The 16,060-nt window shown below is 72.0% G+C and carries 14 protein-coding genes; 11 read left to right on the top strand and 3 right to left on the bottom strand.

What is annotated here, in order from left to right; translation table 11 throughout:
* Nucleotides 1-13 precede the first annotated feature (13 nt).
* The gene (locus ACFYXF_RS31235) at nt 14-478 is read right to left on the bottom strand and encodes a MarR family winged helix-turn-helix transcriptional regulator (RefSeq protein WP_389354625.1); all 465 of its coding nucleotides are present in this window, start codon (nt 476-478) and stop codon (nt 14-16) included.
* A gap of 251 nt (nt 479-729) precedes the next feature.
* On the opposite strand from ACFYXF_RS31235, the gene ACFYXF_RS31240 reads away from it, so the two are divergent.
* The 8 genes from ACFYXF_RS31240 (at nt 730) to ACFYXF_RS31275 (ending at nt 8,048) form a co-directional block, all read left to right on the top strand.
* Nucleotides 730-1,485 (top strand): CoA transferase subunit A, encoded by a 756-nt coding sequence (locus ACFYXF_RS31240; protein ID WP_389354627.1) that lies wholly within the window; start codon nt 730-732, stop codon nt 1,483-1,485.
* Nucleotides 1,485-2,144, top strand: coding sequence for a CoA transferase subunit B (locus ACFYXF_RS31245; RefSeq protein WP_389354628.1), 660 nt, complete (start codon nt 1,485-1,487; stop codon nt 2,142-2,144). Before ACFYXF_RS31240 ends, ACFYXF_RS31245 begins: the two co-directional genes overlap by 1 nt.
* Nucleotides 2,141-3,361 (top strand): thiolase family protein, encoded by a 1,221-nt coding sequence (locus ACFYXF_RS31250; protein WP_389354630.1) that lies wholly within the window; start codon nt 2,141-2,143, stop codon nt 3,359-3,361. Before ACFYXF_RS31245 ends, ACFYXF_RS31250 begins: the two co-directional genes overlap by 4 nt.
* 9 nt (nt 3,362-3,370) lie before the next feature.
* Complete coding sequence (gene pcaH, locus ACFYXF_RS31255) at nt 3,371-4,144, top strand: protocatechuate 3,4-dioxygenase subunit beta (protein ID WP_389354631.1); 774 nt, start codon at nt 3,371-3,373, stop codon at nt 4,142-4,144.
* The gene (gene pcaG, locus ACFYXF_RS31260; RefSeq protein WP_389354633.1) at nt 4,144-4,716 is read left to right on the top strand and encodes a protocatechuate 3,4-dioxygenase subunit alpha; all 573 of its coding nucleotides are present in this window, start codon (nt 4,144-4,146) and stop codon (nt 4,714-4,716) included. The genes pcaH and pcaG overlap by 1 nt, the downstream gene beginning before the upstream one ends.
* Nucleotides 4,713-6,068, top strand: a complete 1,356-nt coding sequence (gene pcaB, locus ACFYXF_RS31265) for a 3-carboxy-cis,cis-muconate cycloisomerase (protein WP_389354635.1) — start codon at nt 4,713-4,715, stop codon at nt 6,066-6,068. The genes pcaG and pcaB overlap by 4 nt, the downstream gene beginning before the upstream one ends.
* Nucleotides 6,065-7,192, top strand: coding sequence for a 3-oxoadipate enol-lactonase (gene pcaD, locus ACFYXF_RS31270; protein ID WP_389354637.1), 1,128 nt, complete (start codon nt 6,065-6,067; stop codon nt 7,190-7,192). Before pcaB ends, pcaD begins: the two co-directional genes overlap by 4 nt.
* A gap of 64 nt (nt 7,193-7,256) precedes the next feature.
* A complete protein-coding gene (locus ACFYXF_RS31275) occupies nt 7,257-8,048 on the top strand; it encodes an SDR family NAD(P)-dependent oxidoreductase (protein WP_389354639.1) in 792 nt (263 codons plus the stop codon).
* A gap of 24 nt (nt 8,049-8,072) precedes the next feature.
* Here the strand turns inward: ACFYXF_RS31275 and ACFYXF_RS31280 are convergent, their stop codons facing one another.
* Entirely contained in the window at nt 8,073-10,757 is a 2,685-nt protein-coding gene (locus tag ACFYXF_RS31280; RefSeq protein WP_389354640.1) for an ATP-binding protein, read from the bottom strand.
* Between the two features lie 272 nt (nt 10,758-11,029).
* Here ACFYXF_RS31280 and ACFYXF_RS31285 point away from each other — a divergent pair, with 272 nt between their 5' ends.
* From ACFYXF_RS31285 to ACFYXF_RS31295, 3 genes are all read left to right on the top strand, one after another.
* Nucleotides 11,030-12,325 carry an MFS transporter gene (locus ACFYXF_RS31285; protein WP_389354642.1) on the top strand — a complete coding sequence of 432 codons (1,296 nt, stop codon included), beginning with the start codon at nt 11,030-11,032 and terminating at the stop codon, nt 12,323-12,325.
* Between the two features lie 4 nt (nt 12,326-12,329).
* Complete coding sequence (locus ACFYXF_RS31290) at nt 12,330-13,490, top strand: anhydro-N-acetylmuramic acid kinase (protein WP_389354643.1); 1,161 nt, start codon at nt 12,330-12,332, stop codon at nt 13,488-13,490.
* A 598-nt stretch (nt 13,491-14,088) separates the two neighbouring features.
* Nucleotides 14,089-15,096, top strand: coding sequence for a DUF2510 domain-containing protein (locus ACFYXF_RS31295; RefSeq protein ID WP_389354645.1), 1,008 nt, complete (start codon nt 14,089-14,091; stop codon nt 15,094-15,096).
* Nucleotides 15,097-15,234: 138 nt separating this feature from the next.
* Here the strand turns inward: ACFYXF_RS31295 and ACFYXF_RS31300 are convergent, their stop codons facing one another.
* Nucleotides 15,235-15,849, bottom strand: a complete 615-nt coding sequence (locus ACFYXF_RS31300) for a TetR/AcrR family transcriptional regulator C-terminal ligand-binding domain-containing protein (protein WP_389354647.1) — start codon at nt 15,847-15,849, stop codon at nt 15,235-15,237.
* Nucleotides 15,850-16,060: the final 211 nt, after the last annotated feature.

Here is a 16,060-nt window from a genome sequence, read left to right on the forward strand (position 1 = left end):
GGAGGGAAGCAGGTCAGCGCTGGGAGGCGAGCGGTTCCGCCGGGTTGCGCAGACCTTCCGCCGCGTCGGCGACGCGCTGGATGAGGTCGAGGAACACGGTCTGTTCGGCGGCGGAGAGCGGGGCCAGGAAGACCTGGTTCATCCGGGCCGTCCGCACGGTCAGCTTGCGGTGCGTGCGCACCCCGTCGTCCGTGGGGCGCAGCAGGGAGCGGCGGCCGTCCTCCGGGTCGCGCACCTTGTCGATGAGGGCCCGGCGGCCGAGCCTGCTGACGACCTCGGCGACCGTGGACCGGTCGAGGCCCACCCGCTCCCCGACCGTGCGCTGGTCCATGCCGGGTTCGGCGACCAGCGCGTTCAGGACCGCGAACTGCGGTGAGGTGATCTCCTCGGAGACCATCGTGTTCCACAGCAGGTAGTGCGCCTGCTGCAGTCGCCGGGCGAGGTGCCCGGGGTGGGTGGAGAGGTCCACCGCGGCCATGTCCGCTCCTGGGGTCGTCTGCTTGAGCGCGCAGATTTTCGTTGGTGTACTGACGATACAGCGCATCCCTCCCCCTGTCTCCAGTCTGGACACAGGGCCTCCACCTGCCTCCACCTGCGATTTCCTCGCCCCCCTTGACGGCATGCCCCCCGAGTGGCAGCGTGAAGGAAACCTCGCTGAAATACTCAGTGCCCTGAGTAATCGCCACAGCGGAGGCTCGGAAGACGCTCGGAAGAGATGGGGCTTCACGGATGGACAAGGTGGTCGCCACGGCCCTGGAGGCGGTGGCCGATGTGCCGGACGGCGCGTCGCTCGCGGTGGGCGGTTTCGGGCTCAGCGGTGTGCCGAACGTGCTGATCCAGGCGCTGTACGAGCGCGCGGTCTCGGGCCTGTCGGTGGTGTCCAACAACTGCGGTGCCATGGAGTCCGGCCTCGCGGTGCTGCTCGCGGCGGGCCGGATCGCCCGCGTCACCGGCTCGTACATCGGTGCGAACAAGGAGTTCGCCCGTCAGTATCTGGCCGGTGAGCTGGAGGTCGAGCTGATCCCGCAGGGCACGCTCGCCGAGCGGCTGCGCGCCGGCGGCGCCGGCATCCCCGCCTTCTTCACTCCGGCCGGCGTCGGCACCCAGGTCGCGGAGGGCGGACTGCCCTGGCGGTACGACGGCCAGGGCGGCGTCTCACTGGCCTCACCGCCGAAGGAGGTACGGGAGTTCGACGGCACGGAGTACGTGCTGGAGCGCGGTATCCGCACCGACTTCGCACTGGTCAGGGCCGCCAAGGGCGACCGGCACGGCAACCTCGTCTTCAACAGGTCCACCCGGAACTTCAACCCCCTCGCGGCCATGGCCGGCCGGATCACGATCGCCGAGGTGGAGGAGCTGGTCGAGCCGGGCGAGATCGACCCGGACGCCGTGCATCTGCCGGGCATCTTCGTGCAGCGGGTCATCGCGCTGACCCCCGAGCAGGCGGCCGACAAGAAGATCGAGCAGCGGACGGTGAGCAGCTGATGGCCTGGACACGTGAACAGATGGCCGCCCGTGCCGCCCGTGAGCTTGAGGACGGGCAGTACGTCAATCTCGGCATCGGTCTGCCGACGCTGATCCCGAACTACCTCCCGGCCGGGGTGGAGGTGATCCTGGAGTCGGAGAACGGCATCCTGGGCACCGGCCCCTACCCGACCGACGACCAGGTCGACCCCGATCTGATCAACGCGGGCAAGGAGACGGTGACCGTTCTGCCGGGCGCCTCCTTCTTCGACTCGGCGCTGTCCTTCGGGATGATCCGGGGCGGGCACATCGACGTCGCCGTGCTGGGCGCGATGCAGGTCTCGGCGGGCGGGGACCTGGCGAACTGGGCGATCCCGGGCAAGCTGATCACCGGGATCGGCGGCGCCATGGACCTCGTTCACGGCGCCCGCACGGTCATCGTCGTCATGACGCACACCGCGAAGGACGGCTCTCCGAAGATCCTGGAGCAGTGTGAACTCCCGCTCACCGGCAAGGCGTGTGTGAACCGGGTCATCACCGATCTGGGTGTTCTCGACGTCAACGACGACGGCCTCGTCCTCGTCGAGACCGCGCCGGGCGTCACGGTCGAGGAGATCCTGACGAAGACCGCCGCGAAGGTCCGCATCCCCGACGAGCTCACCGAGGAGATCCAGCCATGAGCAGCGTGAGCCGTCTCAAGGACGTCTACATCGTCGACGCCGTCCGCACTCCGATCGGCCGCTACAACGGCGGCCTGGCCGGCGTCCGCCCGGACGACCTCGGCGCCCACGCCATCCGCGAACTCCTCGCCCGTACGCCCGACCTGGACCCCTCCCGTATCGAGGACGTCTACTTCGGCAACGCCAACGGCGCCGGCGAGGAGAACCGCAACGTCGCCCGCATGGCCGGCCTCCTCGCCGGGCTGCCCACCTCCGTCCCCGGAGTCACGATCAACCGCCTGTGCGCCTCCGGCCTCGAAGCCGTGATCCAGGCCGCCCGCGCCATCGCCGTCGGCGACGCCTCCATCGCCCTCGCCGGCGGTGTCGAGTCGATGACCCGCGCGCCGTATGTCCTGCCCAAGAACGACCGCCCGTTCCCCGCCGGACACACCGAGCTGTACTCGACCACCCTCGGCTGGCGCATGACCAACCCAGCCATGAACCCCCAATGGACCATCCCCCTGGGCGAGTCCGCCGAACTCATCGCCGACAAGCACAAGATCAGCCGTGAGCAGCAGGACGAGTTCGCCCTCGCCAGCCACCAGAAGGCCGCCGCAGCACAGCAGTCGGGCCTGTTCGACGCCGAACTCGCCCCCGTGACCATCCCCCAGCGCAAGGACGACCCGGTCGTCTTCGACGCCGACGAATGCGTACGCGCCGACGCCTCCCTCGCGGCGATGGCCAAGCTCAAGCCGTCCTTCCGCACCGAGGGCGGCACGGTCACCGCGGGCAACGCCTCCCCCCTCAACGACGGCGCCGCCGCTCTCCTCCTCGTCGACGAGGAGGGTCTGAAGGCCACCGGCCGCGAGCCCCTCGCCCGGGTATCCGCGACCGGTGTGAACGCGCTCGACCCGGACTACTTCGGCCTCGCCCCCGTCGAGGCCGTCAACCGGGCACTCGCCAAGGCGGGCAAAGGATTTGACGACCTGTCAACGCTCGAACTCAACGAGGCGTTCGCCGCCCAGGTCCTCGGCTGTGTCGCCGAATGGCCCGAGTTCGACCCGGCGATCCTCAACCCGCAGGGCGGGGCGATCGCCCTCGGCCACCCGCTCGGCGCCTCCGGCGCCCGTCTCGCCGGTACCGTCGCCCACCAACTCGCCCGCCAGGGCACGGGAGTCGGTGTCGCCACCCTCTGCATCGGCGTGGGCCAGGGCCTCGCCCTCGTCCTCGAACGCTAGGAACTCCCCATGGCTCTCTCCCAGTCGGACATCGACATCGAGGTCGGCGACCTCCAGGACGCCTACGACAAGGCCGTCGCCGAAGGCGCCCCCGTACAGAACCATCCGCCGCGCGACTACGCCCCGTACCGCAGTTCGCTGCTGCGCTACCCGAAACAGCCGCTGGTCGCGGTGAACGGTGGGGACCCGGAGACGGTCGAGCTGTCGGGACCGGTGTTCGGTGCCACCGACATCACCGACATCGACAGCGACCTCACCGTCCAGCACCAGGGCGAGCCGCTCGGCGAGCGCATCACCGTCTCCGGCCGGCTCCTCGACAGCAACGGCCGTCCCGTGCGCGGGCAGTTGATAGAGCTGTGGCAGGCCAACGCCTCCGGCCGGTACGCGCATCTGCGGGACCAGCACCCGGCGCCGCTCGACCCCAACTTCACCGGCGTGGGGCGGGTCCTGACGGATGATCAGGGACGGTACAGGTTCACGACGATCAAGCCGGGCGCGTACCCGTGGCGCAACCACACCAACGCCTGGCGGCCCGCGCACATCCACTTCTCGGTGTTCGGCACGGCGTTCACGCAGCGGCTCGTGACGCAGATGTACTTCCCGAACGACCCACTGTTCCGCTACGACCCGATCCTGCGCTCGGTGACCGACGAAGCCGCCCGTGACCGGCTGGTCGCCCAGTACAACCACGACCTGTCCCAGCCCGAGTTCTCGCTCGGCTACGAGTGGGACATCGTCCTCGACGGTCCCTCCGCCACCTGGATCGAAGAAGGCCGCGACTGATGAGCGTCTCCCCCGGGAAACTTCTCCCCACCCCGTCCCACACCGTCGGCCCCTTCTACGGCTACGCGCTCCCCTTCCCCGAGGGCGAGCAGGTAGCGCCCAAGGGCCACCCGGACACGATCACCCTCCATGGGTACGTCCTGGACGGCGAGGGCAACCCGATCCCGGACGCCCTGCTGGAGTTCTGGCAGGCGGCGCCCGACGGTTCCCTCACCGGCGCCCCCGGCTCCCTGCGCCGCAACCCGGTGACGGGCGGCTACCTGGGCCGCAACGGCACCGACTTCACGGGCTTCGGGCGGGTGGCCACGGACGCCGACGGCCACTTCGCGCTGTACACGCTGCCCCCGGGCAACGCCGGCCTGCCGTACATCAGCGTGTGCGTCTTCGCGCGCGGTCTGCTGCACCACCTGTACACACGTGCGTATCTGGCGGACGGCGCCGACCCGCTGCTCGACTCCCTGCCGGCCGAGCGGCGCGCCACGCTGATCGCCGCCGAGGGCGAGCGACGGACGTACCGTTTCGACATCCGCCTTCAGGGCGAGGGCGAAACGGTCTTCCTGGAGTTCGAGTGACACCACCTGCCGATGCCGCTACCGCCGACGACGCCGACACCGGCCTGCTCTCCCCCGGGTGGGCCGGTTCCCCGGCGGCCTCCGCGACCAGCGACACCGCGTATCTACGGGCCCTGCTGGACGCCGAGGCCGCGCTGACCCGTGCCCAGGCCGGGCTGGGGCTGGCTCCGGCGGAAGCGGCGGAGACGGTGGACACAGCGGCAGGCTCCCTGTCCGACTTCGACGTGCGGTCGATCGCGCTGCGCGCCCGGTCCGGCGGCAACCCGGTGATCCCGCTGGTCGCGGACCTGACGGCGGCGGTCGGCGCGGAGTACGGGCCGTACGTCCACCGGGGTGCGACCAGCCAGGACATTCTGGACACGGCGACGATGCTGGTCGCCGCCCGCACCCTGGACCTGATCCTCGCGGACCTCGACCGCACCGCCCAGGTCCTCGCCCGGCTCGCCGCCGACCACCGCGACACCGCGATGCCGGGCCGCACCCTCACCCAGCACGCCGTACCGACGACGTTCGGCCTGAAGGCGGCGGGCTGGCGCTCGCTGGTCCTGGACGCACGCGACCGTCTGACGGCCGTACGTCACACTCTCCCCGCCCAACTCGGCGGCGCCGCAGGCACGTTGGCCGCGTTCACGGTGTTCGGAACCACCGACACACAGGCCCTGGTCGCGGCCTACGCCCGTGAACTCGGCCTCGCCGAACCGGTGTTGCCCTGGCACACCCTGCGCACCCCGGTCGCGGACCTCGCCGGAGCACTCGCCTTCACGGCCGGGGCCCTCGGGAAGATCGCCGCCGATGTGCTGACGCTGGCCCGTACCGAGATCGCCGAGGTGTCCGAGGGCAGCGGCGGCGGTTCGTCCGCGATGCCGCACAAGGCGAACCCCGTACGGTCGACGCTGATCGCGGCCGCCGCCCGGCGCGCGCCGCAGCTCGCGGCCACCCTGTACGGCGCTCTCGTCGCCGAGGACGAGCGGCCGGCCGGTGCCTGGCACGCCGAGTGGGAGCCGCTCAGGGAGGTGCTCCGAGTCACTGGGGGCGCCGCACTGGACGCCGCCGAACTGACCACGGGACTACGGGTCCACGCGGACACCATGCGACAACACCTGGGCCTCACCCACGGGTTGATCGTCTCCGAGCGCCTCGCCGCCGAACTCGCGCCCGTGCTGGGCCGGGCCCGCGCGAAGGCCCTGCTCACCGAAGTGGCCGCCCGTACCTACTCCGAGGGCCGGACGCTTGCCGAACTACTCGCCGAGGAGCCGGAGTTGAAGGATCTCCCCCTCGACGACCTCACCGACCCCACCCGTTACACCGGCTCCGCCGGAGACCTCACCGACCGCGCTCTGGAGCGACCGTGACCGACAAACTGCTGCACCACCGCGTCGAGGGCTCCGCCACCGCTCCCCCGCTGCTGCTCGGGCCCTCGCTCGGCACGTCGTACGCCCTCTGGGACAAGGTGGCGCCCGAGCTGTCCGTCACGCATCGCGTGGTCCGCTGGGACCTGCCGGGGCACGGGGGTTCGGCGCCCGAGCTGATCGGGCCGGGGGCCACCGTCGGTGATCTGGCCGCGCTGGTGCTGGCGCTCGCCGACTCGCTCGGGATCGAGCAATTCGCCTACGCGGGCGTCTCGTTGGGCGGTGCCGTCGGTCTGCATCTGGCCCTCCACCACCCCGAGCGCGTGTCCTCGCTCGCCGTGCTCTGCTCCTCGGCCCACTTCAACGGCAGCAAGCCGTGGGAGGAGCGGGCCGCACTGGTGCGGAGCGAAGGGCTGGCCGGGCTCGCGGAGAGTGCCGACGCGCGCTGGTTCACGTCCGGCTTCACCGTGCCGGAGCTGGTGGCGGATCACCGGAACGCCGATCCTGACGCGTACGCCGCCTGCTGCGACGCGCTGGGCGCCTTCGACGTACGCGACCGGCTGGCGGAGATCGGCGTGCCCACGCTGCTCGTCGCCGGGCGGCAGGATCCGGCCACTCCCCCGGCCCATCTGCGGGAGATCGCGGACGCCGTGCTGGGCGCCACGCTCGTCGAGCTGCCGGGCGCCTCGCATCTGGCGGTCGCGCAGTGCCCGGAGGCCGTACTGGCCGCGCTGCGCCCGCACTTCGGGACGGTCGCCCGGCGGGGCATGGATGTGCGGCGGCAGGTGCTCGGCGACGCGCACGTGGACCGGGCGCAGTCGCGGCAGACGCCCTTCACGGCCCGTTTCCAGGACTTCATCTCGCGCTACGCGTGGGGCGAGATCTGGACCGACCCTACGCTCACCCGGCGCGAGCGCAGCATGATCACGCTCACCGCGCTGGTCGCCCACGGCCACTACGACGAGCTGGCGATGCATGTCCGGGCCGCTCGCCGCAACGGCCTCACCCCCGAGGAGATCGGCGCGGTGCTGCTCCAGACGGCCGTGTACTGCGGGGTTCCGGCGGCCAACTCGGCGTTCGCGGCGGCGCAGCGCGTCCTGGCCGAGGAGGACGCCGCGGAAGGGTGACCCTGCCGGTCGTAGTCCCAGCAGCATCTCGTACGCGCCTGCCTCCCGTGCCTACCGTGGAGACATGTCCACTGTTCTGATCACCGGCGCCACTTCGGGGCTCGGCCGGTACGTCGCCTTCGAGCTGGTCCGCTCCAGTCACACCGTGCTCGCCCACGGGCGCGACCCCGGCCGCACCGAGCAACTCGTGATGGAGCTGCGGACCGAGGGCGCGGCCGAGGGGTTCGTCGCGGACCTGGCCTCGCTGGCCGCCGTGCGGAAACTGGGCGCCGAGGTCTCGGCCGCGCACCCGAGTCTCGACGTGCTCGTCAACAACGCGGGCGTCGGGGCCGGTCCGCGCGGCTCGGGACGTGAACTGAGCGCCGACGGGCACGAGTTGCGGCTCGCGGTGAACTATCTCGCACCGGTCGTCCTGACCCGCGCCCTGCTGCCGGCGCTGCGCGCGGGCGCGCCCTCGCGGATCGTGAACGTCGGCTCGGCCGGTCAGGCGCCCCTCGACCTCGCCGATCCCGAACTCACCCGCGGCTACAGCGGAACCACGGCGTACGTCCGCAGCAAGTTCGCGCTCGCCGCCCACACCTTCACCCTGGCCGAGGAGTTGGCGGCCCGGGACATCTCCGTCAATGTGCTGCACCCGGCCACCTACATGGACACCACGATGGTCCGCGAGGCCGGTGTCACCCCCTGGTCGAGCGTCGCCGACGGCGCGGCGGGCGTTCTCGCGCTGGTGACCCGGGAGTCGGGCAGCGGGCGCTACTTCGACGGTACGAGCCCGGCGCGGGCGCACGAGGAGGCCTACGACGAGGGAGTGCGGAGGCGCCTGGAGAAGGTCACGGAGCAGTTGCTCCGGGTCTGACCCCCGTACCGGGCGCCTCGTCGGTCAGCGCAGGCCCCGGCCCGTCTCCAGGACATCCCTCGCCTGGGCCACCAGGCCGTCGGCGCCGCACGACTTGGCCAGGGTCAGGCCGCGTTGGATCTCGGAGACCGAGCGGGCGAGGATGCCGTACTCGACGCGGGCCGCCGCGTGTTCGTACTGGCAGGGCGACGCCTCCAGGTAGGCGACCGCCTGGGCGGCCAGCCGGACCGCCCGCTGGCCGGTCTCCAGGCTCGCCAGGCAGCGGAGGGCCTCGCCGATGGCGGTGTCCGTGCCGAAGTGTTCGGCGTGCCGGCGGGCGTCGGCGGCCAGTTGGGCGGCCCGGAGCGGGTCCTCCGTCGCCAGGGCCCGGGCGAGGTCGACGGCCCAGGTGGCGAGCACCGGGTTGTGGAAGCCCCGCGCGGTCGCCGCCTTCTCCGCGGCCTCCAGTTCGTTGATGCCCTCCTTGGTGCGGCCGACGGCGAGGAGCAACCGGCCGCGTACGGCACGGGGTTCGGGCAGCACGATGGTGGACGGGTAGGGCGGGGCGAAGCCGTACTGCTCGGCAACGGTCCAGGCCTCCTGGACATGGCCGCGGGCGAGCAGCGTGTCGACGAGGTTGCAGGTCGCCGACCAGTACAGGGGCAGCCCGCGCCCGACGCGTTCGGCGAGGCGCAGGGACTCGCGCAGGGAGGTCTCGGCCTCTCTGAGCCGGCCCCGCCTGCGGTGCCCGAGACCGACGTACGCATGGGCGAGGGAGAGGTGGCCGCCGCTCCAGCCCGCCGCCTCGTAGGCACGCAGGGCCTCGTTGTAGAGGGCCTCGGCGCGGTCGAGACGGTCGGTGTAGGCGTACGAGCAGGCCAGCATCAGCAGCAGTTCGATGCCCCACTCGGGGTCGGTCCAGCCGAGTCCGGGGGCGAGGCGGCCGTTGACGAGGGTGCGGTCGCACACCTCGACGACCTCCTCGGCGTTCTCGCCGTGGGCCATGGCGTCGAAGCCGCGCAGCATGAGCAGCGCGCGCTCGGAGTTGTCCCGGCCGGTGCAGGGGCGGGCCAGCTCGGCGAGACGCTCGGAGCGGCCCGGCGCGGGCGCGTCGCCCCCATGGAGGCACTCCAGCATGAACTGCGCGCCCTGCAACCGCATACGGGCGGGGCCGGGCTGGTGCCGGGCGGCCTCCTCCTCGACCGTGCGGACCGCTTCCTCCATCTGGTTGTTGTGCAGCAGGGCCTGGGAGAGACGGACGATCGCGTCGACCCGCAGGGCGCCCTCCAGGCCGGGCAGCGCGAGTGCGGTCTGGAGGTGTCCGATGGTGGTGGCGGGCGAGGTGAGGAGGGTGACGCAGCCCAGTTCGTAGAGGACGTGCGCGTGGCTCTCGGGGCGGGGCGGTTCCAGCAGGGCGCGCTCCAGACAGCTGCGGGCCGCGTCCGGTGCGCCGACCGCCTGGTGTTCGCGGGCCGCCTCTCGGAGCTGGTCGACGAGTTCCTCGTCGTCGTCCGGATAGACGTGCAGGAGGTGACGGGAGGCCGCTGCGGCACCCTTGCCGGACTCCGTGACGACCTGGGCGGCGATGCCGTGCATGGCGGTGCGCATGCCGTCCGGGATGGAGTCGTACACGGCGGTGGCGATCAGCGGGTGGACGAACTCCAGCTCGCTGTCGATGACTTGACCTGCCGTCAGATCGGGTTCGGTGAGGATGCGTTCGGTGCAGAGGAGGTTGGCGCAGCGGTAGGCCTCGTTGGGACCCAGGGTGGCCAGCCGGGCCACGAGGTCCACCCTGATGCCCGAGCCGAGAATGGCCGCCGCCTGGGCGAAGCGGGTGGCCGCGAGGCCCAGTTCCTGGAGACGGGCGACGAGGCCGCCGCCGCGCGCCGAGTTGTTGAGTTCGCGCAGGCTTCCGCAGGACGCCTCGACGGGGGCCAGTCCGGCGTCCTGGACCTTGGCGAGGAGTTCTACGGTCTCGTACGGGTTGCCCGCGGTGACCGCCCACACCTCGCGGCAGAACGGGCCGTCGGCGTGCGGGCCGAGGGTGGCGCGGGTGAGGCCGGCGGCGGCTGCCGGGGTCAGGGCGTCGAGCGCGGCGACGGGGCCGACCGCCGTCCTGGCGATCGCCTCCAGGTGGTCGGCGCGGTCGCCAGTGGCCTCGTCGGGCCTGCGGGCGACCACGACCAGGACGGACAGGTCGTCGAGCCGCTCGGCGAACGCGGCCAGCCAGCGCAGGGTCTCCTGGTCGGCCCAGTGGGCGTCGTCGATGAGCAGGACGAGCGGCCAGTCGCGCTTGGCGAGCCGTCGTACGGCCGCGACCAGGCCGTCGCACACGCCCTGCGGGTCGGCCATGCGGTCGCCGGGTTCCGAGATACCGAGGGCGGGGCCGGCGATGTCGTACCAGTCGCCCAGGTATTCGCGGGCCTCCTCCGGCATCAGCGACAGGAGCGCGGGCTGCAGCAGTTGGCGTACGACGTTGAAGGGGACCGACTTGAGGGTCTCGCCGCCGCGCGCCGACCACACCGTGCAGTTGCGCCGCTCGGCGAGGCGCCGGGTTTCGGCCATCAGCGCGGTCTTGCCGAGGCCCGCCTCGCCGGTGAGGAGCAGCAGGCTGCCCGAGGAGGCGGCGTCGGCGCACAGGGCGTCGATCGCCCGCTCGGCGGCGGCGAGTTGTGTGTCGCGCTCCCACAGGGCGGCAGAGCCGGCCGTCCCGGGCCGTTCCTCCGTCATCCCGCTACCTCCCCGGTATCGCCTGAACGACGTACAGAACTTGAGACTAGCCGTCCGGCTGCCGAAGTGGAGGCGGGTCCGCGCAGGTGTTGCCGGGACGAGTGACAGGGAGTGCGGCAGGGCGACGCGGCGGGCCCGCCACCAGCGGTCGTGAAAGTTATTGACAGTCAACAGCCCCTGAAATGAAGCTAATTTTCCGTCGCGGCGGGCGCACATCCGCCCCTTGTCGCGCCCCCTCGACCGCTCTGTCCGCGCCCCCGGAAAGGATCTCCATGAGCGCGCCGGCGCCCGCCCCCGACCTGCGGACCCCCCGGTCGGAGCAGTCCCGCAGAGCCCTGTTCGCAGGCTCGGTGGGGAACTTCATCGAGTGGTACGAGTTCGGCGTCTACGGCTACTTCGCGACGGTGATCGCGGCCCGCTTCTTCACCCCGGAGGGCGGGAGCGAAGGTGAGGCGCTGGTGAAGACTTATGCGTCCTTCGCACTGGCGTTCTTCTTCCGGCCGGTGGGCGCGGCCGTGTTCGGCCGGCTGGGCGACCGGATCGGCCGGCGGCCGGTGCTGATCCTGGTGATCGCGCTGATGACGGGCGCCACGACGCTGATCGGCGCGCTGCCGACGTACGACACGGTCGGCGCCCTCGCGCCCTGGCTGCTGACGCTGCTCCGGGTGGTCCAAGGGCTGTCGGCGGGCGGGGAGTTCGGGGGCGCGGTCTCCTTGATGACCGAGTTCGCGCCACCGGGGCGGCGCGGGCTGTACGGGTCGTGGCAGTCGTTCACGGTGGCGCTGGGGCTGCTGGCCGGGGCGGGCGTGGCGGCACTGCTCGCCACGCTGCTCACCGAGGCCCAACTGGGCGACTGGGGCTGGCGGTTGCCGTTCCTGCTGACGCTGCCGCTGGGGCTGGGCGCGCTGTGGCTGAGACTGCGGCTGGACGAGACACCCGCCTTCGCACGGGCGCCGGTCGCGCAGAGCCCGCCGGCCCGCGAGGTGGCACGGGCCGTCGCGATCGGCGCCGGGCGGATCATGGGCTGGGCCGCCGCCGGGTACACCTTCCTCGTCGTGCTCCCCTCCTACCTCCAGAGCACCCTGCACGCGAGTTTCCAACAGGCGCTGCTCGCCACGGTGTTGGCCAATGTGGGGTTCGCGGCGACGATCGTCCCGGCGGGCTGGTTCAGCGACCGGGTGGGGCGGCGGCCGGTGATGCTGGCCGGGGCGGCGCTGGTGGTGGTCCTGGCGGTGCCGCTGCTCAACCTCCTTCAGGACGCGGGTACTTCGAACGCGGTGAAGGGGGTCGCGGTGTTCGGGGCGGGCGCGGTGGTCGGGCTGATGGCGGGTCCGGGCCCGGCGATGCTCGCCGAGCTGTTCCCGACGAGCGCGCGCTGGACGGGCCTCGGTCTCGCCTACGCCCTCTCCAACGCGGTGTTCTCGGGGTGCGCGGGCCTGATCATCACGGAGACGGTGAAGCGGACGGGGAACGTGGACATCCCCGCGTACTACGCGGCGACGGTGTGCGCGGTGAGCGTGCTCGCGCTCGCCGCCTCCCCCAAGGTCGTTGCCGGAAAGGCGGGTTGAGGGCATGCGGGTGATCGGTCTGATGTCCGGGACGTCGTACGACGCCATCGACGCGGCGGCGGCCGAGTTGACCCTCGTCGGCGACAGCCTCGTACTGCGCCCGCTGGGAATGGTGAGCGAGCCGTACGACGCCGAACTGCGGGAGGCGCTGACGGCGGCACTGCCCCCGGCCGCCACCTCCCTGTCCGAGGTGTGCCGCCTCGACACCCGGATCGGGCAGGCCTTCGCGAGGGCGGCCGTCCACGCAATGCACGAACTCTGCGGCGGGAAGGCGGAGTTGATCGCCTCGCACGGCCAGACCATGTACCACTGGGTGGATGCCGGGCGGGCGCACGGCACGCTCCAACTCGGCCAACCGGCCTGGATCGCCGAGGCGACGGGACTGCCCGTGGTCGCCGACTTCCGCCCGCGCGACATCGCCGCCGGCGGCCAGGGCGCCCCGCTGGTCAGCCTGGTCGACCTGCTGTGGCTGCGCGGCCGACCGGGCACCCCCGTCGCCCTGAACATCGGCGGCATCGCCAACCTCACCGCCCCGGACGGCACCGCCTTCGACACCGGACCGGGCTGCGCGCTGATCGACGCGGCGACGAAGGGCTTCAGCGGCGGCAGGCTCACGTACGACGCCGAGGGCGCCCTGGCCGCCCGGGGCACAGTCCACGGCCCGCTGCTGCGACGCCTGTTGGACGAGCCGTACTACGCGCTGCCCGCGCCCCGCACCACCGGCAAGGAGCTGTTCCACCTCGGCTACCTCCAGGACGCTCTGGCCGGTCTGGGCACCCTGTCCGCCGAGGACGTGATCGCCACGCTGACGATGCTGACGGCCCGCACGGTCGCGGACGCCGTTCGCACGGTGGGCGCGACAGAGGTGATCGCGTCGGGCGGCGGCACCCGCAACCCCGTACTGATGGCAATGCTCGAAGCCCGCCTGCCGGCGCTGCCACTACGCACCTCGGACGAACTGGGCCTGCCGTCCACCGCCAAGGAGGCCTACGCCTTCGCGATCCTCGGCTTCCTGACGGCCCACGGCCTACCGGGCACCCACCCGAACAGCACCGGCGCCCACCACCCGAGCATCCTCGGCTCGATCACCCCGGGCCGGGAGGGCCTGCGACTGCCCCCGGCGGCGAAGAAGGCGCCAGTGCGACTGATGGTGGACGAGGCCTGACCACCCGCCGAGCCGGGGCTGCACTCCCCCACGACGCAGGCGCACGCTTTCGCGGCTTCGAACTCCCGGCCACCCACGACCTCGCACACACCCGGCCGGGAGGGCCTGCGACTGCCGCCGACGGCGGAGAAGACGCCAGTGCGACTGATGGTGGACGAGGCCTGACCACCCGCCGAGCCGGGGCTGCACTCCCCCACGACGCAGGCGCACGCTTTCGCGGCTTCGAACTCCCGGCCACCCACGACCTCGCACACACCCGGCCGGGAGGGCCTGCGACTGCCGTCGGCGGGCGGAACGGCGCCTGTGCGGCTGGTGGTCGAGAGGGCCTGCCCCTCGCCGTCCCGGGACCTCCGCCCACCTACGCGGCTACCCGGACACCAGCCCGGAAAGCACCAGCGCCCGACGCCCGAGCATCCCCCAGCCGGGACGGGCGCGGCTCCCCCCGGCGGCCAGAAGTCCCCGCTGCGGCTGCCGGCGGACGGCGCCCGACCTCCCGTATCCCGCTATCTCGGGATCTTGGCCCGCCTTTCTGCGCCTTTCCCCGAGGAAAGGCGACTCCTCTCATCCGGCTTTCACCCGGGCCTCATACGGTGGGGGCATGACGCAGGAGACTCCTCCCGGCTGGTACCCCGACCCCGGGCAGACAAGTGACGGCCCCGCCACCGAGCGCTGGTGGGACGGTAAGACATGGACGGAACAGACCCGTCCCGACGGCTCGGCCGCCGCCTGGGGTCCACCGGTGCTGGCCGCCGGCGGGGCGTATCCGGTATACCCGGACCATTCGCCGACGGACACCGGCACGCGGCGCGGGCTGCGCACCGGCATCGCCGTCGCGGTGGCGATAGCCGTCCTCGCCGGGATAGGCGGCGGTGTGTACGCGCTGACCAAGGACGACGGCGGCAGCGGCAGCAATGTCGGCTCGCAGGTGCCCGGTGGTCAGGGCGGCACCGGTGGGCAGGGTGGGCCCGGTGGCCAGAGCGGTGGCGGTCAGGGCGGGCCCGGTGGTGGCACCGGCGGCGGTTCGGGCGGACAGACGCCGGATCCCCAGCAGTCCGAGCCCTCGGAGAGCCCGAGGATCGACAGCGGGTCCGTGCCCGACTCGGTCAACGGGATCAGCCTCCCGATCCCCGACGGCTGGTACGGCCAGTCGCTCAGCGTGGGCGGGCAGGTGACCTCGGACAGCTCGTACAAGTGCCCGGGCGACACGACGAAGAACTGCACGAAGGGCGGGGCGTACTCGGCGCCCGCACTGGCGCTCGGCACCTCGGGCAGCACCGCCGAGGCGGTCGCCAAGGCGGACATCGAGGCCAACGCCGAGGAGTCGTACGGCGGTACGACCTACGGGAAGATCACCTCGCACGAGGTGCTGGCCTCCAAGGCGGTGACCGTGGCCGGGCAGAAGGGCTATCTGGTCCGCTGGAAGGCGATCACGAGCAAGGGCGCCGACGGGTTCGTCGAGTCGCTCGCCTTCCCCGCGCCCGCCAACCCGCAGCAGATCGTCGTCGTCCGGTTCGGGGTCGACGCCGACCAGAAGGAGTCGGTGATCGACGAGATCACCGCCGGCATCAAGGTCTCGTCCGGAGACGGCAGCGGGCAGAACGTGTGACCGAATGGATCGGCCGGGTGGAGCGCCTCTCCGCTCAAGAGGAACCCCACCCGGCCGGGGGGTGCGCGCCGCCCCCGTCCCCACGGGTCGGCGCGAACAGGTCACCGTCCGGTCATGCCACGGGCGGCGGCCTGCGTCTCAGGTGACGCCGAGCGCGGGCAGCACCGCGGCGTCCACGAATCTGACCAGATACTCCGGGTCGGCGTACTGACCCTCCAGGACCGGGCGGACCCGCAGCACGCCCAGCATCTGCGCCGGTACGTACTCCAGCGCCGGATGGTCGGCCGCGATCTCGCCCCGCTCGACCGCGCGCAGGATCATCTCGCGGAACGCGGCCAGCTCCGGCTCGACCAGCGCCTCGCGCAGCGCCTGCTGAAGCTCCGGGTCCTGCATGGCGGCATGACCGAGGGCCTGCATCAGCTGGGTGTCCTGCCCCGACCGCTCGCCCGACACCCGCGCCGCCGCGCGCAGGTCCCCGGCGAGGGACCCCGTGTCGACGGCGGCGAAGCGGCAGCCCCGGTTGGCGCGCAGCGCGGCGGCAACGAACTGCGGCTTCGTCTTCCACTGCCGGTAGAGCGTCGACTTGCTGCAGCGCGCGCTGGCGGCGACGCCCTCCATGGTCAGCGCCTCGTATCCGCACTCGCGGATCTGGAGGAGCACGGCGTCGAAGTACTCCTGCTCACGCTCCGGCGTGATCTTGGAGCGGCGGGAGGCGACGACCGGTTCCGGTCCCTCCGCTGCCTGCGACGTCATGACCGCACTCCTCGTTCCTGTCGCTTCTGTCGTTCGTGTCGGGCCGCTCTGTGGCTTATTCCCGATTCCAGTGTGGCGTAAGTCCATCGATACGCCAGTGTACCGGAACGGATTCGTTTCGGTACACTCTCGTATCGGTACACCAACGTATCGATGAGCGGAGCACCCGTACAGACGAGTTCACGCCCATAAACGCACTACCGATAGGGGT

The organism is Streptomyces sp. NPDC002680, assembly GCF_042889145.1.
Lineage (GTDB): Bacteria > Actinomycetota > Actinomycetes > Streptomycetales > Streptomycetaceae > Streptomyces > Streptomyces adonidis.

What these genes read in the sequence shown, in the direction of transcription:
- pcaG (WP_389354633.1), top strand. Translation starts at nt 4,144, where the DNA reads ATGAGCGTCTCCCCCGGGAAACTTCTCCCCACCCCGTCCCACACCGTC.
- ACFYXF_RS31300 (WP_389354647.1), bottom strand. Translation starts at nt 15,849, where the DNA reads ATGACGTCGCAGGCAGCGGAGGGACCGGAACCGGTCGTCGCCTCCCGC.
- ACFYXF_RS31290 (WP_389354643.1), top strand. Translation starts at nt 12,330, where the DNA reads ATGCGGGTGATCGGTCTGATGTCCGGGACGTCGTACGACGCCATCGAC.
- ACFYXF_RS31280 (WP_389354640.1), bottom strand. Translation starts at nt 10,757, where the DNA reads ATGACGGAGGAACGGCCCGGGACGGCCGGCTCTGCCGCCCTGTGGGAG.
- ACFYXF_RS31250 (WP_389354630.1), top strand. Translation starts at nt 2,141, where the DNA reads ATGAGCAGCGTGAGCCGTCTCAAGGACGTCTACATCGTCGACGCCGTC.
- pcaH (WP_389354631.1), top strand. Translation starts at nt 3,371, where the DNA reads ATGGCTCTCTCCCAGTCGGACATCGACATCGAGGTCGGCGACCTCCAG.
- ACFYXF_RS31285 (WP_389354642.1), top strand. Translation starts at nt 11,030, where the DNA reads ATGAGCGCGCCGGCGCCCGCCCCCGACCTGCGGACCCCCCGGTCGGAG.
- ACFYXF_RS31245 (WP_389354628.1), top strand. Translation starts at nt 1,485, where the DNA reads ATGGCCTGGACACGTGAACAGATGGCCGCCCGTGCCGCCCGTGAGCTT.
- ACFYXF_RS31275 (WP_389354639.1), top strand. Translation starts at nt 7,257, where the DNA reads ATGTCCACTGTTCTGATCACCGGCGCCACTTCGGGGCTCGGCCGGTAC.
- ACFYXF_RS31235 (WP_389354625.1), bottom strand. Translation starts at nt 478, where the DNA reads ATGGCCGCGGTGGACCTCTCCACCCACCCCGGGCACCTCGCCCGGCGA.
- ACFYXF_RS31295 (WP_389354645.1), top strand. Translation starts at nt 14,089, where the DNA reads ATGACGCAGGAGACTCCTCCCGGCTGGTACCCCGACCCCGGGCAGACA.
- ACFYXF_RS31240 (WP_389354627.1), top strand. Translation starts at nt 730, where the DNA reads ATGGACAAGGTGGTCGCCACGGCCCTGGAGGCGGTGGCCGATGTGCCG.